Origin of the sequence: Pseudoduganella sp. R-32 (assembly GCF_049913245.1) — a bacterium.
GTDB lineage: Bacteria > Pseudomonadota > Gammaproteobacteria > Burkholderiales > Burkholderiaceae_D > Rugamonas.
In genome coordinates, this window is sequence record NZ_CP183987.1 from 2,129,372 (window position 1) to 2,153,137 (window position 23,766).

25 protein-coding genes and 1 pseudogene are annotated in these 23,766 nt (G+C 61.6%); 10 read left to right on the forward strand and 16 right to left on the reverse strand.

Translation table 11 applies throughout. The annotated features are described in order from the left end of the window. Positions 1–22: 22 nt before the first annotated feature. Positions 23–964 (forward strand): TraB/GumN family protein, encoded by a 942-nt coding sequence (locus tag ACN9MU_RS09685; RefSeq protein ID WP_426170122.1) that lies wholly within the window; start codon positions 23–25, stop codon positions 962–964. Here the strand turns inward: ACN9MU_RS09685 and ACN9MU_RS09690 are convergent. From ACN9MU_RS09690 to ACN9MU_RS09700, 3 genes are all read right to left on the reverse strand, one after another. Further along, on the reverse strand, positions 961–1,320 hold the full coding sequence (locus ACN9MU_RS09690; protein WP_426344495.1) for a hypothetical protein: 360 nt from the start codon (positions 1,318–1,320) through the stop codon (positions 961–963). The two genes, ACN9MU_RS09685 and ACN9MU_RS09690, sit on opposite strands and share 4 nt — an antisense overlap. Positions 1,321–1,396: 76 nt before the next feature. Next, complete coding sequence (locus ACN9MU_RS09695; protein ID WP_426344496.1) at positions 1,397–1,795, reverse strand: VanZ family protein; 399 nt, start codon at positions 1,793–1,795, stop codon at positions 1,397–1,399. 143 nt (positions 1,796–1,938) lie between these two features. Beyond that, a complete protein-coding gene (locus tag ACN9MU_RS09700) occupies positions 1,939–3,801 on the reverse strand; it encodes a methyl-accepting chemotaxis protein (RefSeq protein ID WP_426344497.1) in 1,863 nt (620 codons plus the stop codon). A gap of 190 nt (positions 3,802–3,991) precedes the next feature. On the opposite strand from ACN9MU_RS09700, the gene ACN9MU_RS09705 reads away from it, so the two are divergent. The 3 genes from ACN9MU_RS09705 to ACN9MU_RS09715 are packed head-to-tail and all read left to right on the forward strand — an operon-like array spanning position 3,992 to position 5,097. Then, on the forward strand, positions 3,992–4,195 hold the full coding sequence (locus ACN9MU_RS09705) for a hypothetical protein (protein WP_426170131.1): 204 nt from the start codon (positions 3,992–3,994) through the stop codon (positions 4,193–4,195). Between the two features lie 2 nt (positions 4,196–4,197). Then, complete coding sequence (locus ACN9MU_RS09710) at positions 4,198–4,653, forward strand: hypothetical protein (protein WP_426321999.1); 456 nt, start codon at positions 4,198–4,200, stop codon at positions 4,651–4,653. Between the two features lie 6 nt (positions 4,654–4,659). Continuing rightward, positions 4,660–5,097, forward strand: a complete 438-nt coding sequence (locus tag ACN9MU_RS09715; RefSeq protein WP_426170135.1) for a hypothetical protein — start codon at positions 4,660–4,662, stop codon at positions 5,095–5,097. A 135-nt stretch (positions 5,098–5,232) separates the two neighbouring features. Here the strand turns inward: ACN9MU_RS09715 and ACN9MU_RS09720 are convergent, their stop codons facing one another. From ACN9MU_RS09720 to ACN9MU_RS09735, 4 genes and pseudogenes are all read right to left on the reverse strand, one after another. Further along, on the reverse strand, positions 5,233–5,997 hold the full coding sequence (locus tag ACN9MU_RS09720) for an SDR family NAD(P)-dependent oxidoreductase (protein ID WP_426337215.1): 765 nt from the start codon (positions 5,995–5,997) through the stop codon (positions 5,233–5,235). A gap of 32 nt (positions 5,998–6,029) precedes the next feature. Then, on the reverse strand, positions 6,030–6,554 hold the full coding sequence (locus tag ACN9MU_RS09725) for a TPM domain-containing protein (protein WP_426337216.1): 525 nt from the start codon (positions 6,552–6,554) through the stop codon (positions 6,030–6,032). Positions 6,555–7,170: 616 nt separating this feature from the next. Then, positions 7,171–7,633, reverse strand: a pseudogene (locus ACN9MU_RS09730) (TPM domain-containing protein); the annotation flags it as partial. 195 nt (positions 7,634–7,828) lie between these two features. Continuing rightward, the gene (locus ACN9MU_RS09735) at positions 7,829–8,422 is read right to left on the reverse strand and encodes a LemA family protein (protein ID WP_426322005.1); all 594 of its coding nucleotides are present in this window, start codon (positions 8,420–8,422) and stop codon (positions 7,829–7,831) included. Positions 8,423–8,543: 121 nt separating this feature from the next. Here ACN9MU_RS09735 and pyrF point away from each other — a divergent pair, with 121 nt between their 5' ends. Further along, positions 8,544–9,365, forward strand: a complete 822-nt coding sequence (pyrF, locus tag ACN9MU_RS09740) for an orotidine-5'-phosphate decarboxylase (protein WP_426322007.1) — start codon at positions 8,544–8,546, stop codon at positions 9,363–9,365. 79 nt (positions 9,366–9,444) lie between these two features. On the opposite strand, the gene sbcB is transcribed toward pyrF, so the two are convergent. Continuing rightward, on the reverse strand, positions 9,445–10,890 hold the full coding sequence (sbcB, locus tag ACN9MU_RS09745; protein ID WP_426322009.1) for an exodeoxyribonuclease I: 1,446 nt from the start codon (positions 10,888–10,890) through the stop codon (positions 9,445–9,447). 50 nt (positions 10,891–10,940) lie between these two features. On the opposite strand from sbcB, the gene ACN9MU_RS09750 reads away from it, so the two are divergent. Next, positions 10,941–11,501, forward strand: a complete 561-nt coding sequence (locus tag ACN9MU_RS09750; protein WP_426170155.1) for a DUF5610 domain-containing protein — start codon at positions 10,941–10,943, stop codon at positions 11,499–11,501. A gap of 80 nt (positions 11,502–11,581) precedes the next feature. Here the strand turns inward: ACN9MU_RS09750 and ACN9MU_RS09755 are convergent, their stop codons facing one another. Continuing rightward, positions 11,582–12,553, reverse strand: a complete 972-nt coding sequence (locus ACN9MU_RS09755) for a diguanylate cyclase (RefSeq protein ID WP_426322011.1) — start codon at positions 12,551–12,553, stop codon at positions 11,582–11,584. 66 nt (positions 12,554–12,619) lie between these two features. Between ACN9MU_RS09755 and ACN9MU_RS09760 the strand changes: the two genes are divergently transcribed. Further along, positions 12,620–13,393, forward strand: coding sequence for a helical backbone metal receptor (locus ACN9MU_RS09760; RefSeq protein ID WP_426344498.1), 774 nt, complete (start codon positions 12,620–12,622; stop codon positions 13,391–13,393). A gap of 3 nt (positions 13,394–13,396) precedes the next feature. On the opposite strand, the gene ACN9MU_RS09765 is transcribed toward ACN9MU_RS09760, so the two are convergent. The 4 genes from ACN9MU_RS09765 to ACN9MU_RS09780 all read right to left on the reverse strand — a co-directional run bounded on the left by ACN9MU_RS09765 (position 13,397) and on the right by ACN9MU_RS09780 (position 16,781). Then, on the reverse strand, positions 13,397–13,753 hold the full coding sequence (locus ACN9MU_RS09765; protein WP_426170162.1) for an HPF/RaiA family ribosome-associated protein: 357 nt from the start codon (positions 13,751–13,753) through the stop codon (positions 13,397–13,399). A 54-nt stretch (positions 13,754–13,807) separates the two neighbouring features. Then, the gene (locus ACN9MU_RS09770) at positions 13,808–14,452 is read right to left on the reverse strand and encodes a DUF1345 domain-containing protein (protein ID WP_426344499.1); all 645 of its coding nucleotides are present in this window, start codon (positions 14,450–14,452) and stop codon (positions 13,808–13,810) included. A gap of 13 nt (positions 14,453–14,465) precedes the next feature. Continuing rightward, positions 14,466–15,689, reverse strand: coding sequence for an MFS transporter (locus tag ACN9MU_RS09775; RefSeq protein ID WP_426322016.1), 1,224 nt, complete (start codon positions 15,687–15,689; stop codon positions 14,466–14,468). Between the two features lie 66 nt (positions 15,690–15,755). Then, positions 15,756–16,781: a CDP-6-deoxy-delta-3,4-glucoseen reductase gene (locus tag ACN9MU_RS09780; RefSeq protein ID WP_426344500.1), complete on the reverse strand. Its 1,026-nt coding sequence runs from the start codon at positions 16,779–16,781 to the stop codon at positions 15,756–15,758. Between the two features lie 12 nt (positions 16,782–16,793). Here ACN9MU_RS09780 and ACN9MU_RS09785 point away from each other — a divergent pair, with 12 nt between their 5' ends. From ACN9MU_RS09785 to ACN9MU_RS09795, 3 genes are all read left to right on the forward strand, one after another. Continuing rightward, positions 16,794–17,678: an SDR family oxidoreductase gene (locus ACN9MU_RS09785; RefSeq protein ID WP_426170173.1), complete on the forward strand. Its 885-nt coding sequence runs from the start codon at positions 16,794–16,796 to the stop codon at positions 17,676–17,678. A 45-nt stretch (positions 17,679–17,723) separates the two neighbouring features. Next, positions 17,724–17,948 (forward strand): hypothetical protein, encoded by a 225-nt coding sequence (locus ACN9MU_RS09790; protein WP_426170175.1) that lies wholly within the window; start codon positions 17,724–17,726, stop codon positions 17,946–17,948. A gap of 213 nt (positions 17,949–18,161) precedes the next feature. After that, positions 18,162–18,404 (forward strand): hypothetical protein, encoded by a 243-nt coding sequence (locus ACN9MU_RS09795; protein ID WP_130315086.1) that lies wholly within the window; start codon positions 18,162–18,164, stop codon positions 18,402–18,404. Between the two features lie 79 nt (positions 18,405–18,483). On the opposite strand, the gene ACN9MU_RS09800 is transcribed toward ACN9MU_RS09795, so the two are convergent. The 3 genes from ACN9MU_RS09800 to ACN9MU_RS09810 all read right to left on the reverse strand — a co-directional run bounded on the left by ACN9MU_RS09800 (position 18,484) and on the right by ACN9MU_RS09810 (position 23,645). Next, the gene (locus ACN9MU_RS09800) at positions 18,484–19,653 is read right to left on the reverse strand and encodes a glycine-rich domain-containing protein-like (protein ID WP_426322019.1); all 1,170 of its coding nucleotides are present in this window, start codon (positions 19,651–19,653) and stop codon (positions 18,484–18,486) included. Positions 19,654–19,988: 335 nt separating this feature from the next. Continuing rightward, a complete protein-coding gene (locus ACN9MU_RS09805; protein ID WP_426344501.1) occupies positions 19,989–21,773 on the reverse strand; it encodes a CHASE domain-containing protein in 1,785 nt (594 codons plus the stop codon). Between the two features lie 120 nt (positions 21,774–21,893). Further along, complete coding sequence (locus ACN9MU_RS09810) at positions 21,894–23,645, reverse strand: glutamine--tRNA ligase/YqeY domain fusion protein (protein ID WP_426170183.1); 1,752 nt, start codon at positions 23,643–23,645, stop codon at positions 21,894–21,896. Positions 23,646–23,766 lie beyond the last annotated feature (121 nt).

Genomic DNA, 23,766 nt, shown 5'->3' on the forward strand with positions numbered 1-23,766 from the left:
AGGCATCCCATGAAAAGATGCCATGTTCCGCAAGCTTGTCTTCCTGACTGCATTGTCATTTTCCCTGTCGGCACACACCATGGATATGAGTATCCCGCCGGCGAATTCCGCCGCGCCCGCGGATGCCATCCAGGTCAACGACGTGCCGCGCCGCGGCACGCTGTACCGCGTGCATCACGAAGGCAAAACCTCTTACCTGTTCGGCACCATCCACGTGGGCAAGCAGGACTTCTTCCCTTTAGAGCCTGAAGTCACCGAAGCGCTGGCCAAGTCCAGTTCGCTGGTGCTCGAGCTCGACGTGCGCGCCAGCGGCCCTTATTATCGCGCGCTGGAACGGCATGGCCAGTACCCGGCCGGGCAAACCATTCGCGACCACTTGTCGCCCGCCGCCCTGGCCAGGCTGCAGGTCGCGCTGGACAAGGTCAAGCTGCCGCTGTCCAGCGTCGAGCATTACCGCCCATGGGTGGTGGCGAATATCCTGGTAGGACAGGAAATCGAAAAGGGCGGCTTCAACCGCGGCCTGGGCGTGGAAGGCTATTTGCTGAGCAACGCCACGCGGCAAAAGAAGCCATTGCAGGAACTGGAAACCGCCGATTACCAGCTTGGCCTGTTCGGCTCACTGAGCGATGCGCAGCAGGAAGCCTACCTGCTGGAGAACATCGCCGATATCGACAGCGGGGCAGCGCTGCGCAAATCGGCAGGCCTGGTGGACGCATGGGGCGCGGCCGATGCTTCACGCATCGCGGCGCTGACGCGGGAGTTGACCACGGGCGACACGGTGTCCGCCCGCTTCATGGACCGCACCTTGCTGGGCAAGCGCAATCCGGAAATGGCAGCCAATATTGAAGCGATCATGCGCAAAGGCGACGCCTTCATCGGCATCGGCCTGTTGCACCTGGTTGGCGACAAAGGCGTGCCGGCCTTGCTGCGCCAGCACGGCTACCAGGTCGAAAAGGTCTACTAGTATTTGGGGCTGGTGCTCAGCGAGCCGTTCGAATAGCGGACGTTGTCGCCCACGCGATAGCTGGGCATGCTGTCCACATTCACGGTCTCGATGGAGCCGTCAGCCTTTTTCACGGTGACGCGGTAACCGCTGCCGCTGCCGGCCGCTGCTGCGCCAACCGCACCGCCTGCCGACATCGAACCTGCCGGGTCGATCGACTGCACCACGCCATCCCAGTTGCCGGCAAGCGGGCTTCCTTCCGAAGCGCTGGCCGTCGAGGTGCTGGTGTCCTGATCCATGCTGGCGGTTTTCTTGCTGCTGTCATGGGCGCAGCCCGCCAGGGCCAGGCTCACCAGCATGATTACGGAAAGTTTCATACATCCTCCATAAGAAGCCCACGTAAGGTCTGCGCGCCGGGGAAGTGTACGCCGTTCCGTCAACGGCCGACGCACGTCAAGCGGCGGGGCGCTTGCGCAAGCTCCACAAGGCCCACATCAGCGTCGAGGCGATGATGGCGGCCGACATGTCGACCAGCCAGTCATCCACCGAGCCGTGGCGGTAGGGAAAGAAGGATTGAACGAATTCATCGATGGCGCCCATGACGGTGATGCCGAACACCGCCTTGAGCGCGCGCTGCGCCGGCTCGCCCTTGCAGCCGGTGAACAGCATGAAAGCCAGTACCGAATAGCCGAAGCTGTGCAGCACCAGGCCGCTGGCATATTCCGCCGCCTCGGCACGGGCGCCGGGAATCGATCCAATGATGCAGTTAAGTGTGAAGAGGGTGATGGCGCCCCAGAAACGCAAGCGTGCGTGGGCGTCGCTGAGGAACAGCAGGGTCAGGAATTTTTGCATGGGTGGGAAGATACCACGGAAGCGGTTGCGCCGGCACAAGGCCGGCGCACCTTCTGGTGCCACGCATATCGATTGCGTGTGCAGCAGATGTGTCCATTATAGGGATCGGCTGTGACAGCACCATGACATAAATCAATCTTCGTTCAAACTTTGAAGAAAGCCACTGCGTCGAGCAGGATGTCGGCCTGGCCCGCCAGTTCTTCCGCAGTGGCCGCAAGCTGTTCGGCGGCGGCGGCATTGCGCTGGGTGGTTTCGCTGAGCTGGTTGATCGCTTCGCTGATCTGGCTGGCGCCGCTGCTTTGTTCGCGCGAAGCCGCGTTGATCTCTTGCACCAGCTCGGAAGTCTTGCGGATGCCGGGCACGATTTCCTTCAGCAGCTTGCCGGCAAGGTTGGCCACGGCCACGCTGTCCTGCGCCACGCCGCTGATCTCCTGCGCAGCGGCCTGGCTGCGCTCGGCCAGCTTGCGCACTTCCGCTGCCACCACGGCGAAGCCCCGGCCGTGTTCACCGGCGCGGGCGGCCTCGATGGCGGCATTCAGCGCCAGCATGTTGGTCTGGTAGGCGATATCGTCGATGATTGCGATTTCCCTGGTGATCTGCTGCATCGCCGTCACGGTGCGCGCCACGGCATCGCCGCCTTCATCCGCGTAGCCGGCCACGCGTGCCGCCATCTCGTCCGTCACGCGCGAGTTCTCATGGTTCTGGAAAATCGACGCGCTCATTTCTTCGATTGAAGCGCTGGTCTGTTCCACGCTGGCTGCCTGCTCGGTGGAACTGGTGCTCAGGGCTTGCGCAGTGGCGCTGGCCTGTGCTGCCGCATTGACCAGCGTATCAGCCGACTGGCGCACGCTGGTCACGGTGGCGTGCAGGCGCTGGGCCATGTCCTGCACCATATAGGCCAGGCTGCGGCGGTCGTCCCGACGCAACTGCATGCGCTGCGTCAGGTCGCCCTGCGCGACTTGCTGCAATACCTGGCATACCTCCGATGGCTCGCCGCCGATCTGGTAAATCAGGTGGTGGCTGATCGCGTAGCCGACCAGGATCGCCAGCGTGGCAATGGCGATGATGCCGCCGGTGAGCAATTGGCGTGTCTTGTTTTGCTCATGCAAACGCTGTTCGATGTGGGCCGACAGCAGGGCGAAGGCGGTATCGTTTGCGCTGAATTGCTGGTCGATGGCGCGCGTGGTGGCGGCGATGTAATCCGGCGCGGCGTAGTCCAGCGTATCGGCCATGACGATGCGGGTGCGCGCCAGTTCCGTCACTTCGGCGGCGGCAGCGGCGGCGGCGGTGACCGGAATGTCCAGCTTCTGCTTCAGAACAGGATTGGCGGCATAAGCCTTGCCCATGGTGCGCTGCATGCCGGCGCTGGAATGGCGCGCCTTGCTGAGCAGGCTGTACATGATGGCGCGGCCTTCGATGTCGATCTTGCGGGTGGCCAGGAAGCCGGCGCCGCGGGCACGCATCTGTCCCAGGTCTTCGGCCACGCGCGGCAGGTCGAAATACGTGGCGCGCATCAGGTAGTAGGAGTCGGCGTCGGGATCGAGCGAGAGGCCGGACTGGTCGGCCAGCTGTTCGATGAAGAGCAGGGTGAATTCGCACAGGGCGGTATGGCGCTGGTAGCTCTCCACCGTGGCCAGGCTGCGCGTGCTGACATCGCGCGCCAGGGCACTCCACTCGTCGCGGATGCGGGCGAACATTTTGCGGTCCTGGCCATCGCCCTCGGCCAGCATGGACGACATGCCGAGCAGCAGGCGGTTGACTTCGGCCTCTTTGGCGCTGCGTTCACTGGCGAGCTGGCCGGCACCGACGAAGGCTGCCGACAGGCCACGGTGCTGCTGGATGCTTTGCAGCAGGTCGAGCGCCTGGGCGCCCGGTTTGAGGCCGGTCTGCTCGACGGCGGAAAAGTGGAGGCTGCGGCTGTTTTCCGATAAGAACAAATAGAACGGTGGCGCGACCAGCAACACGGCAATGATGCCCAGCACTGCAAAGCGTTGCCATAGTTTCATCCTATCCAGCAGGGTGGCCACCGCGTTCTCCCAGGATTGGCAGGTCTGATCAGTGTAGCCGGGAATCGCTGGGCCCGATACCGCGGCATGCCGTGCCGATTCTCGCTGCTATAATTCCGTGCGGAAAAATTGCAGTTTATTTAACTCTGGAATCGTCAGCGCAGAATCCATCCATTCGCGAGACTTGAAAATGAAGAAAAGTACTATAGTCGTTGGGCTCCTGCTGGCAGCAGGCCTGGCACAAAGCGCCTTTGCCGCTGCCAAGGCGCCGCTGCTCAAGCGCAGCGCCGTCATGCAATGTGCAGACCGCAAGATTGAATTGAAGGGCGATTGCTTCAAGCAAGATGAGATCGCCGGCTTGTCCTGCACCAGGCAGCGCCTGAGCAAAGTCTGAATATGAAATCCCTGTTGAAGGCATCGCTTTCGATGATCGCGTTTTGCTGCATGGCGCAGGCAAAAGCAGCAGATGTTTATTCTCCTTACGGCTTGCATTGCCCGGCCGTCTCCACGCCATCTGATGAAGATATCAGCAAGGTTACAGGAAGTCTCGATCAGCGCTACCGTGCAGCCTGGGGGAAAGAGCGGAAGCCTGGCCAGCCGATTCCTACCAAGGCTATCGATCCCAGGTTAATGGAAGAGATTGCAGCAATCTCGGCGTGCGGCGCACTCATGGATCAACCCTCCTGCTCACAGTATTACGACCCTGAGTTTGGCGGGAAGGTTAGCGTCTTGATGGACCTGCGCGCTAAAGCTCCGGTCCGCAGGCAATTTGACGAAGCAATTGCGGCGCTGCCATCTGTCGAGGCGAGGAAGGCAGCCCTGCACTGCATCAAACTAGTTGGAAGGAAATAAGTTCGCATGAAGCCTGCATTTTTAACGGCACTGAGCCTTCTTTTGTCTTGCGCGGCGGCACCAGCGATCGCGGGTGAGGCTTACGCGCCGTTTGGCCTGCGTTGTGTCGCCGCAGCGACGAACGCAGACTCTACAAAAGTTGCGGAAAGCCTCAGCCTGCGCTTTTCGAAAGTCTGGGGAAAAGACTGGCTGACGAAGCCAACGCCGCCCGGCCAGATTGATCCGAAGGTCATGGAAGAAGTTGTCGCCATTTCGGCATGCGCAGCAATCGTAGATTGCCCGAATTACTTTAACCGCGAAATCGGTGGCGACCTGACGGTGTTTACCGACATTGGAACCAAAGTGCCATTGCGCAGGCAATTTGATGCAGCGGTGGCCGCGCTCCCTGCGTCGGAAGGCAAGACCGCGCTGCAAAGTTGCATGAAGCTCGAAGCCAAAAAATAAAAAAAAGCCCGCTGGTTAAAGCGGGCTTAAACTATTTTCTTGGAGGAGAATAGTGGAGACATGTGCAATTATGGTGCGCCGCCACATATTAGTCCAATTTTCGTTTTCGATAATCGTTATTCAGATTTCGTATAACTAATCTTTTACTGGTACAACGTAGTTCAGCGCCATGCGGCCACCATCAACGAAAAGCGTCTGTCCGGTCATATAGCTGGCATCGTCGCTAGCGAGGAAAGCGCATATCGAAGCGACCTCTTCCGGCTCACCGCAACGCCCCAAAGGAGTGCGCGACAAAATGGTGCGTTTTGCTTCCGGGCTGGCCAGGACCGCCTGTTTTGCCAGTTCGGTCAGGATGGTGCCGGGGCCGATGCCGTTGACACGGATGCCATAAGGCGCCAGGTTCAGCGACATGACCTTGGTCAACTGGTTCACGCCGCCTTTGGACACCACGTAAGGCACCTGGTCCGGGATTGCCAGTTCCGAGTTCACACTTGACATATTGATAATGCAGCCGCTCTGCTGCTTGACCATTTCGCGTGCCACTGCCTGGCCGCACAGGAACATGGATTTCAGGTTAATGCCAAGCACGCGGTCGAAATCGGCTTCTGCCAGGTCGAGGAAGCTGCATTTGTGGGTCACGCCGGCGTTATTGACCAGGATGTCGATGCGGCCGAAAGCAGCCAGGGTGGCAGCGACCAGCGCGTCCACGTCGGCTTTCTGGCTGACGTCAGCGGTGAAGAAGCGGGCCTGGTCGCCCAGGGCTTCGGCAGCCTGGGCTCCTTCCGGCTTGATGTCCACCAGCATGACCTTGGCCCCTTCGGAAATGAGGCGCTGGGCGCAGGCCAGGCCGATGCCCTGGGTTGCGCCGGTGACGATGGCTACTTTATTCGTTAATTTCATAGTGCTTCCGCGGTTCGGTTAGGAAGCTTATTTTAGAGGATGACCGCGTCGTTGGGCAGTTGGTTGGGGCGTGCGCCGTCGGCGGGATAGTGGCGTGCCAACAGTGTGTTGAGCTGCTCCAGTGCCGAAAGAGTGGGGGCGTGGTAGTCGCCCTGGGCGAAGCCGGTGGTCATGGTGCGGCAGATGGTTTGCCATTCGGTGTCGGCAACCAGTCTGCCGACATGGCGGTCGGCCACGATATCCACTTCGCGCGCGGCGAGGTTGATGTAGATGAGGACTCCGCAGTTTTCCTCGGTATCCCAGACGCCGTATTGCGCGAACAGGGCGCGGGCGCGCTGGCGGTTGCTGACGTTGTTGAAGGCTGAAAGGGCGTCCAGGCCCGGTTCCACGATCAGGCGCACTTCGGCGCGATGGCGTTGTTCGCCTTGCGTGATGGCTTGTTCGATCACTTGCAGGGTGGCTGGTGGGAAGGCGCGCTTGCCCACGCTTGTGCCGCTAGTCATATGCCGCCAGGCGCGCTTGCAGCGGCCGAAGAAACTTGTCGCTTGGGTTGTCATCACCAGTCTCCCGAGGCGCCGCCGCCATCGAAGCTGCCACCGCCGCCGCTGAAGCCGCCGCCGAAGTCGCCGCCACCGCCCCAGCTTCCGCCGCCGCTACGGCTTGCCGCGGCACTCAGGGCATTGCCCAGCGCGGCGCCGATCAGCACGCCTGTTGCGTCCGAACCCCAGCCGCCGCGCCGCAGTCCCCGGCGCGAACCGCCGCGCATCATCGGCAGGATGACGAAAACGCCAAACAGCAGCAGGGGGAAGAGCCAGCCGGCCGACCAGCCGCCGCCTTCGCGCCCGCCACGTCCGCTATCGCCATCGCCCGCGTTGCGACGGCCGGCCTGGCCCGTGCCTTCATCCGGGCTGCCTGGTGACCGGGTCTCGCCAGCGCTGTCCGGAACTTTCGCGCCGCCGGTATCCGCTGCGCTGCGCGCCAAGCCCGATTCTCCGCTGCCTGGAATGCCGCCTGCCCCCGCTGCTGCCGCCATACCGGCCACGCCAGCGTTTCCAGCTGCAGCGCCGCCGGCCGCCGAGCTTTGCTGCGCGCCGCCCAGCGTAGCTCCTGGCGCTGACGCGGATACGGTGCGCTGTCCTCCCGGCGGAGCAGGGAAGTGCTCCTTATCAAGCAAGGTCGCGATCGAGCTCACGCCGGCCGCCAGCCCACCGTAAAAATCCCCTTGTCGAAAATGCGGCGCTATCACATCCTGCAGGACGCGCTTGGATTGGGCATCCGTCAGCGTCCCCTGGACCCCGCGGCCAGCCTCAATCCTCAGCCTGCGCAGCGAAGACGGATTATCCTTGGCCACTACCAGCAGCACACCATCATCAACGCCCTTGCGTCCCAGCTTCCACGCCTCTGCCACGCGAATGCTGTACTGCTCGATCGCCTCCGGCGCCGTGGACGACACCAGCAGGATGGCAATCTGGCTGCCCGTCTTGCGCTCATAATCGGCCAACACCCCATCGAGGGACGAGCGTTGCTGGGCGGTCAACATGCCCGCCTGGTCGGTAACGCGGGCCGCGTGCGCCGGCACGGCGGCGAAGCCATCGGCCGCCTGTGCGCCGGTGACGACAAGCGCAAGCAGCGCCATGATCGCCAGCCCGATCACCACCCTCAGCCACGGCGAGCCAGGCAAGATGGTCCAGCGCCGCGCATGCTCCGCCAGCCCGCCAGTACGCCGCGCCAGGTCGCGATCGATGAGCGGATCGCTCAACCGATCCTCATCGCGGCTGGAAGCCTTGCCGCCGCCGCGGGTATGCCGAGGTGTAGTCGCCATTGCGACTCCTTACTTCTTGTTGAAGTCCACCGTGGGAGCAGTTGAAATGGATTTTTCGTTCTCGACGGTGAAGCTGGGCTTCACGTCGTAGCCGAACATCTTGGCCGTCAGGTTGGTCGGGAAGCGCCGTGCCAGGACGTTGAAGTCCTGCACCGAGGCGATATAGCGCTGGCGTGCCACGGTGATGCGGTTCTCCGTGCCTTCGAGCTGCGATTGAAGGTCGCGGAAACTGGCATCGGCCTTCAGTTCAGGGTATTTTTCTGCCACCACCATCAGCCGCGACAGGGCATTGGTCAACTCGCCCTGGGCCTGCTGGAATTTCTGCAGGGCCCCCGGATTATTCAGTACATCCGGCGTCACCTGCATACTGGTGGCCGAAGCACGGGCCCGGGTCACCGCCTCCAGCGTTTCGCGCTCGTGCGAGGCATAGCCCTTCACCGTGTTCACGAGGTTCGGGATCAGGTCGGCCCGCCGCTGGTACTGGTTGACCACCTCACCCCACTGGGCCTTGACCGCTTCGTCCTTGGCCTGGAACTCGTTGTAACCGCAGCCGGACAGCAAAACCGTTGCCAGCACACCCATTGCCAAAAATTTTCGCATCATTCGCTCCTTGGAACGTATTATCGAAATATACACGCAATCAGCCGGCGGCCATGTGCGGCAATGCACACACCCGGCCCGTTATAATGGTGGGTTTGCAACGCAAAGAATAAAGAGGCCCGCTGTGACATTTATCGAAAAATTATCCGCTGCCTGGGCAGCCAACGATTCCCTGCTGTGCGTTGGCCTGGACCCGGATATGGCGCGCCTGCCTGCGCAATTCCAGAACAATCCGCAAGGCATTGTCCAGTTCTGCACCGGGATCATCGACGCCACTGCCGACCTGGCATGTTCGTTCAAGCCGCAGATTGCCTATTTCGCGGCACTGGGGGCGGAAGGCCAGCTTGAAAAAATCTGCGCTTATGCCAAGGAAAACTATCCGCATATTCCGTTGATCCTGGACGCCAAGCGCGGCGACATCGGCGCCACCGCCAAGCAATATGCGCGCGAGGCGTTCGACCGCTATGGCGCGGATGCGGTGACCGTCAATCCGTACATGGGTTCCGACTCCGTTGAGCCTTACATGGAGTGGAGCGACCGTGGCGTGATCATCCTGTGCCGCACCTCGAATGCGGGCGGCTCGGACCTGCAGTTCCTGAAGGTGGACGGCAAGCCGCTGTACCAGCATGTGGCCAAGCTGGTGGCGGAGAAGTGGAATGCCAACGGCCAGTGTGCGCTGGTGGTGGGGGCGACCTTCCCGGAAGAACTGGCGCAGGTGCGCGGAATTGTGGGCGACATGCCGCTGCTGGTGCCGGGGATTGGCGCGCAGGGCGGAGATATTGAGGCGACCGTCAAGGCGGGCCGTACTTACAACGGTACCGGCATGATGATCAATTCGTCGCGTGCGATTTTGTATGCGGCGCCGCAAGGCGGGGAGGATTTCGCGGCCGCGGCACGCCGCGTAGCGCTGGAGACGCGCGACGCGATCAATGCACATCGCGCCTGAAACCGGCAAACCAATGTCAGACCCATAGGGTCTGACACTAGGTGTCTGACCCTGTGGGTCAGACAACGCCGTACCGGTTTCAGTAGCGCTCCGGCGCAATCATTTCAACGTATTCGTACAAAGCCCCCAGCACCTCCTGCCCCCGCTCATCGGTCTCCGCCCCAAGCCGATCCAGCTCCGAGAACAACTCATCGACTGTCCGCGCCCCGCCGGCACCTTCAAACAAGCGCGCCGCACGATGCTGTTCCCAATGCTCATGCTCTTCCTCGGACAAAGTCTGCGGGAAGTTACGCGCCCGGTAGCGGAAAAACAGTTCGCCCAACCGGTCATCCTGGAAATGCGGTGACGCCGACGCCAGCTTGGCCGGATGCTCGCGCCGCAAGGATTCCAGCAAGCGCTTGTCGCCATTGCTGACAAAGCCGCCATACAAATCCTCATCGACATCCGCCGGCTCGCCGACAGGGCGCCAGAACACCTGTTCCCAGATCGCCGACATATCCGGCCCTGCCGCAGCACGCGCAGCATGGGCACGCGCCGCCTCCAGGTCCAGTCCCCAGCGCTCGGCCAGTTCCGGCCGCAGCGTCTTCAGGTTCGACACCAGCATTGGCGACTTGTTCAGGTGGATGCTCTTGATCGGCAGGCGCGTCATCCCCTCCGGCATGGCGTCGGCGCGGGTAAACATGCGGATGCGGATCGTCTCCGCATCCAGCGCAAACAGCTCCTGCGGGTCATAAGTGCAATCCCACACCAGCAACTCGTTCTTGTTGGATGGATGCGGCGCCAGCGGCCACACCAGCGCAAGGCAGCCGCGCTCCGCCGGGAACATGCCCGACACGTGCAGGAAAGGCTGGCGCAACTCGCGCGCCAGGTGCAGCCCGATCTCCTCGGAGACGCGGTCCTTCTTGTGCAAGGCCAGGCAGAAATCGAACAGCTTCGGATGCTTCTGGCGGATCAGGCGGGCCAGGGCAATCGTCGCGCGCACGTCGGACAAGGCATCGTGCGCAGCCTCGTGCACCAGGCCATTGGCCTTGGTCAAATGCTCAAGCTTGAAGCTCGGTTTGCCGCTATCATTAAGGGGCCACTCAATACCTTCGGGGCGCAACGCATAGGTCATCCGCACCACATCCAGCAAATCCCAGCGCCCGCACTGGTTTTGCCACTCGCGAGCGTAGGGATCGATCAGGTTACGCCAGAACAAGAAGCGCGTCACTTCGTCGTCAAAGCGGATAGTGTTGTAGCCTACGCCTATGGTGCCAGGCTCCGAAAAAGCCTTCTCGACGGTTGCCGCGAATTTGTGCTCCGGCACGCCCTGTTGCAAAGCTTGCTGTGGGGTAATGCCGGTAATCAGGCAGGCGACCGGGTCAGGCAGGTAATCGTTGGCTGGTTGGCAGAACAACATGATCGGCTCGCCGATTTCGTTCAGCTCTGCGTCGGTACGGATTGCAGCAAACTGGGCTGGGCGATCGCGGCGTGGCACGGCGCCGAAAGTTTCGTAGTCATGCCACAGGAAGGTATGGTTACTCATGGTGCAAATGTTGGTTCTCGTTATCGAATGCTGAGGCAAGGAGGACTGCTGTGTCAAATACCATTTCCGTCAATACCCGTGCCACGCCCGCCGCCGCGAGCAGCGACACGGCCATTTCGGCGTCCACCCGCGCCAAGATGCAACTGAACGTGTCGATCCTGCAGGAATCGGCCTCGGTTTCGCTGAATTCCGAAAATGATCCGCTGGCGCTGGTCTACAAATCGGCAATCACCTCGATCAACGAGCAGCTTGAGTCTGATTTCGGGCCGGATGCGATCCAGAACGCCACCGGGCAGGACAACTCGCCGGAAGGCACGGCGGGGCGCATTGTATCGCTATCGACGGCCTTCTTCAGCGCTTTCCAGCAACAGCACTCCGAGCTGGAGGGGGATGACGCCCTGAATCGCTTCATGGACACGATCAAGGGCGGCATTGAAAAAGGCTTCAAGGAAGCCCGCGATATCCTGAAAGGCCTGAAGGTGCTGGGCGGCGACATTGCCTCCAACATCGACAAGACCTACGAGCTGGTGCAGAAAGGCCTGGATGCCTTTGCTTCGAATCAAAGGCAAGCTTCCTCCACCGACGAGTCCCAAAGCGGCAAGGTGGCGTAATAAAAGTCGGGGTCAGGTCTGGCAATCCGCCATTGCGCGAAGCGCAAAGTTCCTCGAGAAGCCAGACCTGACCCCGACTTTTATTTTGCGACTTCAACGCGGTTGCGGCCGGAATCCTTGGCGCGGTAGAGGGCCGCATCGGCGGCGGCGATGAGGGCCGTTTCGTCCTGGCCGGGACCCAGTGCTGCGACGCCGAAGGAACTGGTGATGTGCGGCAGCGGCAGGCGCATATCGCTGAAGACTATCGCGTCGCGCATGCGCTGGCACAGGCGGCCGGCCACGGCTTCGGCCACCTGCACATTCGTCTCGGGCAGCACCACCATCATTTCTTCGCCTCCGTAGCGAACCGCGAAGTCGGTTGGCCGCAAGGCGCCGGTGAGCACTTGCGCGGCCGCGCGCAGGGCTTGGTCGCCTTGCAGGTGGCCGTGGCTGTCGTTGAATTTCTTGAAGTGGTCGATGTCGAGCATGATCAGCGACAGCGGCTGGCCGGTGCCCTGGGCGCTGGCGACCAGTTGCGGCAGGAAGTCGTTCAGCCAGGCGCGGTTATACAGGCCGGTCAGGCCGTCCACCATCGAGAGCTGGCGATAGAACTCGCCAAGCTTTTGGCGCTTGCGCATCTGCGCGTTGGCGGCGCGGATACGGAAGGAAAGCAGGCGTAACAGATTGCGCGCTACGCCGTTGGCGGCGTCGATCAGTTCCCACGCCAGTTCCGATTCGATCACCAGCAGTTCGCTTTGCTCCAGCGCGGTAATCGCGGCCTGGTTGGCTTCTTCGTCGAGCACAGCCTGTTCGCCGACGCTCTCGCCGGGCAGGACTTTGCTGATGGTGCCGTCGGACATGCCGGTACTCATATCGGCCGCCACCGACAAGGCGCCGCGCAGTACGATGTACAGGCGGGCGCGCTGCGGGTCTGAGACCACTTCGCCTTGTTCGACCTGCACGATCGGGCAGTCCTTCAACAATGGTGCGATGCGCAGGCTGTCGGCGCCGCGGAATAGTTGCAAGGCCTGGATCTGGTAAGCGGAAGTGCCGAAGGTGCCAATCGGTTTCAAGATGAACTTTCTTACTGCGGTATCAACAGGTGTTAATGATAGCCTAAGTGTGGTTCAATATCGGCCATGACTTTTACCGACATCCTGGGCCAGCAACATGCGGCCGCTCCAAACGCGCGCATCGTTTCGCTGGTGCCTTCGATTACCGAGCTTCTTTGCGACCTGGGCCTGGCGCCGCAACTGGTGGGCCGAACGGGTTTCTGCATCCATCCGGCGGACGTGGTGCGTAATATCCCGAAGGTCGGCGGCACCAAGGACGTCAACATCGAAAAGATCCGCAAACTGGCGCCGACCCACCTGGTGGTGAACATCGACGAAAACGAAAAGCCTACCGTCGACAAGCTTGCGGAATTCGTGCCGCATATCGTGGTCACGCATCCGGTCGAGCCGCGCGATAACCTGGCGCTGGTGCAGTTGATGGGAGGCGTGTTCTGTGCGATGGAGCGCGCGGATGCCTGGTGCGGCGAGTACGAACGCGAACTGGCGCTAATGCAAAAAGGCCGTCCGCAGCGCGTGCTGTACTGCATCTGGAAGGACCCGTGGATGACGGTCTCGCGCGATACCTATATCGCCCGCATGCTGGCGCTGATCGGCTGGTCGGTTCCCGAGATCGGCGACGTGCGCTATCCAAGCTTCCAATGGAGCGATGCGCTGGTGCATGACGTGGACCAGGTGCTGCTGTCGTCCGAGCCTTACCGCTTCACGGAAGAACACGTGGACGCACTGGAGCGCCAGATCGGCAAGCCGGTGCAGTTGGTCGATGGGGAAATGATGTCCTGGTACGGCAGCCGTGCCCTGCAAGGTATCCGATACCTGAAAGGCCTGGCCGCCGCGGGTTAGGAATTACTCTTCAGCCTCTTCGAAGTTGGGCTGGGACGTGTGGCGCTTGCCATCGTTCAGGCGGCCCAACGCGCTGTCGATGGCTCGTTGCAGCTTGTCTGCTGCGCCGTTGATGGATTGATGCAGGGTTGCGTCGTGGTCGGTGACGGCAATCGGCTGGTAGCCGTTGACGCGCGCCTCGATCATGCAGCGGATATCTCCGTCAGAGGACTTCTGTGCATTGCCTTCGCTGAGGTGGACGTCGACGCGTCCGATGTGCTCGCCGAACCGGTGGAGTGCAGTCTTGACCACTTCTTTCACATGGTCTTCCAGGCCTGCAGTACGTTCGATGGTTTTGTCGGTGTTCACACTGATTTGCATATGCTGCTCCCGTTTGTTAACCAAAACGTGTTGCCACGCGATTTCATCATACGCCTACATCAGCGAAGCCGCCATATTCACAAATAAACCCAGGATAAGAAGATTGAAGAAGAAGCTCAGCACAGACTGGCCCAGCACCAGTTTGCGCATGGCGGGTGCTTGCACCGACACGTCCGAAGTCTGCGCGGCGACGGCAATCGTGAAGGAGAAATACAGGAAATCCCAGTAATCGGGCTGGGTCTCGCCGCCAGGGAATGACAGGGGGCGCTGGCGCCCCTCGGCCTTGTAATAAAGGTGGGCGTAATGGAAGCAGAACAAGGTACCGACCAGGAACCAGGAGCCTACCAGCGTCATCACCACAAAGGCGTAATGCAGCCCGCGTTCATTGGCGGGCATGTCGCGCAGGCTGGCCAGTTCGCTGCTGATGGCGATCATGCTGGCGACCGTGGCGATCACCAGGCTGGCCAGGATGGTTGCTGCGCGTTCATCCTGGCGTGCGGCGATGCGCTTCACCTCGCGGTGGTCGGCGCGCATCATCATCCAGCCAACTGTGAACAGGTACATCCAGACCGAGATGTCCCAGGCAGACAGCACGCGCACCAGCGGTTTCCAGTGCGATGGCAGGAACACCCCCGCCAGTGCGCCGACCGCGATGGCGGCGCTCAGGTGCGGGCGGCTGCGAACGATGTGGTAGCGCATGCGGTCAATCTTACTACTTGTCGTGATGGGGGAAGCGGTCCATGCGCGACAGGACAGGGAAGCGCCAGGCCCAGATGCCCGTCACGGCCAGCGTGGCGACGCCGCCGAAGACCACGGCGCGCGTGAGTCCCAGCCAGCCGGCAGTGACGCCGGATTCGAATTCGCCGAGTTCGTTGGAAGCGCCAATGAACACTGCGTTCACGGCGCTGACCCGGCCACGGATTGCATCGGGCGTTTCGAACTGCACCAGCAAATGGCGAACGTAGACGCTGATCATGTCGCCTGCGCCCAGCAGCAACAGGCAGGCGAGGGCGAGCGTGAAGCTGGAAGTGGTGCCGAGGATCACGGTGCAAATGCCGTACACGGCGACGCCGCCGAACATCCAGATGCCGACGCGACGGGTAATCGGCCAGAAAGCCAGTGAAATCGAGCACAGTGCGGCGCCAGCACCGGGCGCGGTGCGCAGCAGGCCAAGGCCGGAGGGGCCGATGTGCAGCACATCGTGCGCCAGTGCCGGCAGCAGCGCCGTGACACCGCCAAACAGCACGGCGAACAGGTCGAGCGAAATTGCCCCCAGCATGATGGGGCGCGACCAGACGAAGCGCAATCCTTCCAACACGCTGTGCCAGGTGGCCGGCTCCTTGCGCGTGGCCTGCGGGGCGGGACGGGTCAGGCACATCAGCACCACGGCCATCAGCAGCATGACGGAAGTGACGGCGTACACCGTTGCCGGGCCATACACGTAGAGCAGGCCGCCCAGCGTCGGGCCGAGGATCACGGCGACCTGGAAGGTCGAACTGTTCAGGGCCACCGCGCGGCTGAAGTCCTCGGTGGGGACCATGTTGACCAATACTGCCTGGCCGGCGGGGCTCGAGAAGGCGCGCGCGCTGCCGTACAATACCAGCACCGCAAAGATAGGCCAGACGGATTCGAAGCCGCTGTGCGTGTAGCCCAGCAGCGCCAGCCCGCACACCAGTTGCGCGCCGAGGCAGGTGGCGATGATGTTGCGGCGGTTGTAGCGGTCGGCGGCATGGCCGGCGTACAGGATCAGCAGCAGGAAAGGCGCGAATTGCGCCAGGCCGATCATGCCGAGGTAGTACAGGTTCTTGGTCTGTGCATAGACTTGCCAGCCGATGGCGACGTTCTGCATTTGAACGGCGATGGTGCCGAGCAGGCGGGCTGACAGGTAGAAGGCAAAGTTGCGGTGGCGGAGGACAGAGAAACCGTTGGATGACATACGTTTGCGTGCTTGGGGGAGCCGAAGGGCGCTGCGCGCCCCACGGCACGCAGCGCGGGGAAAGACTTAAGGTTGCTGGAGGTCTGCTTCGGAAGTGAAGGCGTCCGCGTAGAACTCATCTTCCGGCAGCTTGCAATCCTTGACGAAATCGCGCTTGGCCGATTCAACCACGATCGGGGCGCCGCAGGCGTAGACCTGGTAGCCCGACATGTCCGGCAGGTCGTCGATCACTGCCTGGTGGACGAAGCCGGTGCGGCCGCTCCAGTTTTCTTCCGGCAGTGCATCGGAAACCACCGGCACGTACTTGAAGTGGGGCAGTTCTTGCGCCCATTGGCGGCACAGCGCGTCCATGTACAGGTCTTGGGGGCGGCGGCCGCCCCAGTACAGCGTCATCGGGCGCTTGGAGCCGCTGGCGCGTTCGTGTTCGACAATGGCCTTGATCGGCGCGAAGCCGGTGCCCGAGGCCAGCAGCACCATCGGCTTGTCGGAATCGTCGCGCACGAAGAAGGTGCCCAGCGGGCCTTCGAAGCGCAGGATATCGCGCTCCTTCATGGTGCTGAACACCTGGTCGGTGAACAGGCCTCCCGGCATGTGGCGGATGTGCAAGGTGATCGCGCCGCCTTCCGGTGCGGTGGCAATCGAGTAGGCGCGGCGCTTGCCGTCGCGCAGCAGGAATTCGAGGTACTGGCCGGCCTTGTACTGGAAGGTTTCGTTGGCAGGTAGCTGCAGCGTCAGCACCATCACGTCCGGCGCCATTTTCTCCAGAGCGTTGACGCGGGTCGGCATTTTCTTGATCGGGAATTCGCCGCTGCCGACCACTTCGCGCGCTTGCAGCACCAGGTCGGAATGCGGAATCGCACAGCAGAACAGGGACATGCCGGCTGCTTCTTCTTCCTCGCTCAGGGCGCGGCGCTGGTGCGCCTTGTGGCTGACGGAGCCCGACACCACCTTGCCCTTGCAGGAACTGCAGGCGCCATTCTTGCAGCCGTAGGGCAGGCCGACGCCGGCGCGCATGGCTGCGGCCAAAACGGTTTCATCGTCTTCGCAGGTGAATTGGTGGCCGCTAGGCTGAACAGTTATTTGGAAAGACATACAATCTTAAAAATGGAAATCAGTAAAAAATTCAACAAGCCGCGCCTGCTGGTCATTGGTTGCGGCGATGTGGGCATGCGTCTGCTGCCTTTGGTGCGCGCGCATTACCGTGTATTTGCCGTGACCAGCCAGCGCGAGCGTTTTGCCGAATTGCGTGCGGCGGGCGCCGTTCCCCTGCTGGCCAACCTGGACCAGCCCGAATCGCTGCGTCGCCTGGCCGGGCTGGCGCACCAGGTCGTGCACCTGGCTCCACCGCCGGGCGAGGGTGTGCTGGATCGGCGCACCCGCAATGTGACCGCCATTTTACCTGACCGGGCGCAAGTGGTTTATGTGAGCACCACCGGCGTGTACGGCGACCTGGGCGGGCGCTGGGCTGACGAAACCCAGACCGTTGCTCCTCGCAATACGCGGGCGCTGCGGCGGGTTGATGCGGAGCAGGTGCTGCGGGACTGGGCGTGCCGCGCGCAAGGGCGACTGGTAATCCTGCGCGTGCCGGGCATCTATGCTGCGGACCGTTTGCCAATCAAGCGCCTGGAGCAGGGAACGCCAGCGCTGCGTCCGGAAGATGACGTTTTCACCAACCATATCCACGCCGACGACCTGGCGCGTGTTGTTTTGGCGGCCTTGCGCAAAGGATTTTGTAACCGTGTGTATCACGCAGTGGATGACACGGAACTCAAAATGGGGGACTATTTCGACATGGTGGCCGATCATTTCGGCCTGCCGCGCCCTCCGCGCCTGGATCGGGCAGCACTGGCGCAGGCCGTGGCGCCAACCCTGTTGTCTTTCATGTCGGAATCGCGCAGGCTGGCGAACCGGCGCCTGAAAGAGGAGTTGCAGGTACGGCTGCAGTACCAGGATGTTGCAGCCGCCTTGAGATGCATCAAGCGCCCGTGATGCTGCCGGCGCTATCTTGTGCCAACGTCTGCCAAGGAGGGCGCCATGTATAGCCATCCCACCAAGGAACAAGTCCGTGCTTACCTGGCCCAGCGCGGCCACGCCCACCTGCCTCCGCCTTCACCCGAGGAAATCAGGCGCCGCCTTGACTGGCGTTCGGAGTACACTCCCATGCCGGCTGCCCTGATGTACCTTCCCCCCGCACTGGCCTGGATCACGTTTGCCTGGCTCTGCTTGCCGTTTACTTTAGCAATAAACGACCATCAGTAGTCTTTTTGTTAAACAAGATGAATTCCTAGCACAGCTTTGTGCGCTACAATCTATCAAAATCTCACGGCGTTAAGCGAACGGCAATAAATCGGTGTATGATACCGTCCGTGTGCCGAAAATTGCGTCAATAACGGCTTTTTCTGGCGCTCTTTGTCGAAAATTCCGCCAATAATTTTGTTGCGACCACGCAACGCATTGAAAAAGTACCCAGTCATGAGCTCTCTGAAAGAAATTACTGCATCGTCGACCTACAATCCGAACCGCGTTCTGGACGCCATCATCGAAAAGCTGCAACTGAAAAATGACGCAGCCCTGTCCCGCGCGCTGGAAGTTGCTCCACCAGTGATCAGCAAGATCCGCCACAACACGCTGCCAATCGGCGCGACGATCCTGATCCGCATGCATGAAATCAGCGATTTCAGCATTCGCGAACTGCGCGAACTGATGGCGCACTGAGCTTTCGCCAGGATGTAAAAAAAACGGCCGCACCTGCTTGGCAGGTGGCGGCCGTTTTCATTTGCGCGCTCGATCGGGCTCAGGCAGCTGCCAGGCGAGGACGGGCGGTGTAGAACAGCGATTGCGATGCGGCCTGGGCTTCGGCGCTGACGCGGCCGGAATAGGCGGTTTTCGCTTCGGCGGCGACACGGCCGGAGTAAGCGGTTTGCGCTTCAGCCGCCACGCGGCCTGAGTAGGCCGTCTTCGCTTCGGCTGCCACGCGGCCTGAGTAAGCGACTTGCGGCGCTGTCCCCGATGCGACGCGTCCGGAGTATGCCACTTGAGGCGCGGCTTCAGCTGCCACGCGGCCCGAGTAGGCCACCGCGACACGGCCGGAGTAGGCGACCTTCGGTGCAGCTTCGGCAGCGACACGGCCCGAGTAAGCCACTTGCGGCGCGGTTTCAGCAGCGACGCGGCCGGAGTAAGCGACCTTTGGCGCCGCTTCGGCGGCGATGCGTCCCGAATAGGCGACTTGCGGCGCGGCATTCGCGGCGACACGGCCCGAGTAAGCCACTTGCGGCGCGGTTTCAGCAGCGACGCGGCCGGAGTAAGCGACCTGCGGCGAAGCCTCGGCAGCGACACGGCCAGAATAGGCTACCTGCGGCGCGGCTTCAGCAGCCACACGGCCCGAATAGGCAACTTGCGGCGAAGCCTCGGCAGCGACGCGACCCGAGTAAGCGACTTGCGCGCCCGCTTCTTCGGCAGCCACGCGGCCGGAGTAGGCCACCTGCTGGCCAGCTTCATCTGCCACGCGGCCCGAGTACGCAAGCTGGGCGCCATCCGCTGCAGCCTCGGTTGCGACACGGCCCGAATAAGCAACCGCGCTGCGGAAATAGTCTTCGCCGAAGGTTTCTTCATACAGCTCCTTCATGCGGTTGCCCACGCGTTCATGCGCCTCTTCATCGTCTTCGCCGCGCAGGCCGATGTACGGGAAGTGGTGCAGGTAGTAGCCGAACACATTTTCGCAGTCGATGAAATACTTCATCGTGTCGAGGATGTGGTAGTGCCAGAAGATGTCCACGTCCATCAGCGGAGCGGTCTGCTCGTTGGGGAACATTTTCATCAGGTACAGGAAGCGACGGTATTCGAATTCGATTGCGTTAACCTTTTCCAGCGACCAGCCTTCGCCAGATTCCACATGCATCAGTTTCACCTTGATAGGTTCGAGGTCCAGGTCGGCAATAGCCTTGAAGCTTTCAGCAGAAATCATGAGTGACATCCCTTTATGGTGAGCGAATTTAAGACTGACTGAAGAGAGAGAAGACGCCGTTCTAGGGGGCTGGTGTTGTACTGCCTGGCATCTGAGGCGTTCGGAGTTGGGAACGCGTGTTGATGTAGATCAACTAGCTCAAGTATAGACATGGCCCCCGCTAATGCAAGTAACAATTCAAGCGTGCGCGGATTAAACAACACAGGAATGCTCCTTTCAAATCAATAGCTTGTCGCATCGCCAAATGTTACAAATGCATTTTTGCTGAGCTAGGGAAAGGGAGTTTGATTTGGATCAACGACGTCAGGCAAAATCCTACCGAGTGGTAAAAATGCCTAAGCGCTGAGGCGCATATCGTCGGCCGGCGCCACGCGGTAGCCGACGGGGACAGCAATGCTGACCGTGGTGCCGCCGTGTGCAAGGCTGGTGATCGAGCAGTTCCCGCCAAGCAGGCTGATGCGCTCCTCGATGCCGACCAGGCCGAACGAGCCGGCCTTGTGCCGGCTGGCCGTATTGATGCCGATGCCGTTGTCGCTGATGGTCATGCGCAGCATGCCATGCGACTGGTGCAGTTCAACGCGCACCATCGTGGCCGATGCATGCTGGTGGATATTGCTGAGCGATTCCTGCAGCACGCGGAAGAAGGCGGTTGCGCAATGATCGTCGACGCCATGATCGGCCACCGCGTCTTCAGTGAATTCGCACTTGATGCCGGAGCGCAGGCGGAACTGCGCGATCTGCCATTCCACGGCAGCCGACAGTCCGAGGTCCAGCACGTTTGGCCGCAAATCGTTGATGATCTGGCGCACGCTGCGGATGGTATTGTCGATCTGGTGCAGCGTGGCGCGCGCCCGCGCATGCAATCGCGGATGGGTTTTTTCAGTGCGCGTGGCGAGGATATCGGCTTCAATGCGCAGGGCCAGCAGGTTCTGGCCCAGGTCATCGTGGATCTCGCGCGCGATACGCTTGCGCTCTTCTTCCTTGATGTGGTCCGCGTGCGCGGCCAGGCGGCGCAGGCGATGGTGCGACAGCTGCAGGCGCGCCTGGCTGTCGCGCAACTCGCGCGTCATGGCGCGCGCCAGCTTGACGGCGCGGCGGCGCGAAGAGGCCAGCGTGACAAACAATGCATAAATCAACACGCTTGCACCGAAACCCATGCTGCCTGCCAGCGCGGGCAGGTATTGATCGAAAGTCGAATACAGTGCGCGCTTCGGCACGCTGAACTGGGCATGCCAGGTGCGGCCATGGAACTGTATCGGCAGCTCGGTGATGAAATGGCTGCTGTCCGCGCCAGGCATATTAGGCTGGCTGTCGAACAGCAGGGTGGCTGGCCTGCCGATGCTGCTGCTATCGCGCAAGACAACGCGCACGGTGCGCACCGGCATTTCACCGAGCGCCACATCGACCAGGCGCGGCACGCTGAAGCCCAGGCCTACCGACCCGATGCAGGCAAGGCGCCGTTCTGCGACCGTGGTGACCGGCATGCCGTTGCGGTAGATCGGGATGCGCATGGCCATGCCAACATGGCTTGGCGCGCTGCGCAAGGGGATGGGCTGGCCGGAGCTGCTCAAGGCGCCCTGGTCGCGCGCCGAGAACAGGGCGCCCGCGACGCCTGGCCGGGCCGCAATATCAAGCCCATAACGGTCGCCGAAGCCTTCGAGCGGTTCGATCAGCGTCAGCACCGCGTATTCGGGACGTTTTCCTTCAGGGTGGAGGCGGTAGGCGGGGTAGAGCTTGTCTGTGAGCTGGCGCTGGCGGGCTTCCGCTGCCGGACGATGCTCATCCGTGTAGTACTCGGCGAAGTTGATGTTGTCCATCGCCGGATAGTTGTGCTCCAGGTCCAGGCCCTGCACGTAGCGGTGGAAGGTCTCCCGCGTGACTTCGCCGCCGGCCTGGAAGTAGCTGGCCGCGGCACGCAAGACATCGGTATAGGCCTTGATGCTGGCGTTGATATTGAATTGCGTATTGCGGGCCTGGTTATGAAAGCGGGCACGCGCTTCGCTTTCGACGGAGCGGGTGGCAACCGTATTCAGCCCGAGGCCGACGCCCAGCGATAAAGCAACGCCCAGCCACCACAGGGGTTTGGACGGAGAAAACAGGCTGAGCTGTAGGCGGGTCATTGCGCGACTATAAGAATTCCCACCATTCAAGGTCAAGTTGCAAAAACGCCACTTTGATTGAAATCAAACTAACAATAAAAAACCGCCCGAAGGCGGCTTTTTTGTCACAGTTCGGGTCAGTTATTTTGCCCAGCTATCTTTCAGTGTGACGATGCGGTTGAACACCGGCTTGCCTGGCTGCGACAGCACGCGGTCGGCCACGAAATAGCCGTGGCGCTCGAACTGGAAACGCTGCTCGGCGGTGGCGTCCTTCAGGCCCGGCTCCAGGTAGGCTCTGACGATTTCCAGCGCTTTCGGGTTCAGGAACTCCTTGAAGTCCTTGCCGCCGGCGTCCGGTTTCTCTTCTGTGAACAGGCGGTCGTACAGGCGCACTTCCGCTTCCAGGGCCGCTTCGGCGCTGACCCAGGTGATATTGCCCTTCACCTTGTAGGTGTCGGCGCCCGGGGTGCCGGACTTGGAGTCTTCGAAGTACTTCACGCGCACGGCGGTGACCTTGCCGCTTTCATCCTTGTCGTAGCCTGTGCATTCGGCCACGAAGCCGTACTTCAGGCGCACGCGGGCGCCTGGCTGGTCGCCGACCGGAGGGGTGAAGCGGAAGTAGCCCTTGGTCGGCACTTCCATGAAGTCTTCTTCTTCGATCCACAGTTCGCGGGTGAACGGGAAGGTGCGGTGACCCAGCTCAGGGTGGTGCGGGTGGACCGGCGAGGTGCACTCGACCGACTGGCCTTCCGGGAAGTTCTCGACGATCAGCTTCAGCGGGCGCAGTACGGCGATGGCTCGCGGGGCTTTCGGGTCCAGGTCTTCACGCACGGCGCCTTCCAGCACGCCGAAGTCGATCCAGCCGTCGGACTTGGTCACGCCGGTGCGCTCGCACATCAGCTGGATGCCCTCCGGGGTGAAGCCGCGGCGGCGCATGCCGGCCATGGTCGGCAGGCGCGGGTCGTCCCAGCCGTCCACGATGCCTTCTTCCACCATCTGGCGCAGCTTGCGCTTGGAGGTGACGATGTAGGTCAGGTTCAGGCGTGCGAATTCGTACTGGTGCGGCACCGGCTTCTTGAAAAAGCCACCCTCGGACAGGGTTTCCAGCAGCCAGTCGTAGAACGGGCGGTGATCCTGGAATTCCAGGGTGCAGATCGAGTGCGTGATGTTTTCCAGCGCGTCCGAAATCGGGTGAGTGTAGTCGTACATCGGGTAGATACACCAGTCGTCGCCCGTGCGGTGGTGGTGGGCGTGGCGGATGCGGTAGATCGCCGGGTCGCGCATGTTCATGTTCGGCGAGGACATCGCGTCTTCGCTGATCTTGGCGCGCAGTGCGTGCTCACCGTCCTTGTATTTGCCCGCCTTCATGTCGCGGAACAGTTGCAGGTTTTCTTCCACCGAACGGTTGCGGAACGGGGAATTGGTGCCGGCGACGCCGAAACCGCCGCGGGTATTTTTCATTTCCTCGGCGCTCTGGCTGTCCACGTAAGCCTTGCCGACCTTGATCAGGTATTCGGCCATTTCGTACAGCTTGTCGAAATAGTCGGAGGCGTAATACAGGTGTTCGCCGGCGCCTACCGGGCCTTTGTAGTTCCAGTCGAAACCGAGCCAGCGCACGCTGTCGATGATGGAATCGACGTATTCCTGTTCTTCTTTTTCAGGATTGGTGTCGTCGAAGCGCAGGTGGCAGCGGCCGCCGAAATCGCGCGCCAGGCCGAAGTTTGTGTAGATGGACTTGGCGTGGCCGACGTGCAGGTAGCCGTTTGGCTCCGGCGGGAAGCGGGTGATGACCGGCGGCAGGCCTTCGCGGGTATGCGCGCCGGAGGCCAGGTCGGCTTCAACGATATTGCGCAGGAAATTGGGCGCTGGGGCGTGGGTTTTGTCGTTGCTCATGTATGTTTTAGTCTTTAAAACCGGTAAACCAGGGTCTGACCCGCAGGGTCAGACCCTGTCAGCTCCACCGCCTGGGGCTTGGATTGAAACCCAACCCCCAGCCGTTGAACAGACAGGGTCA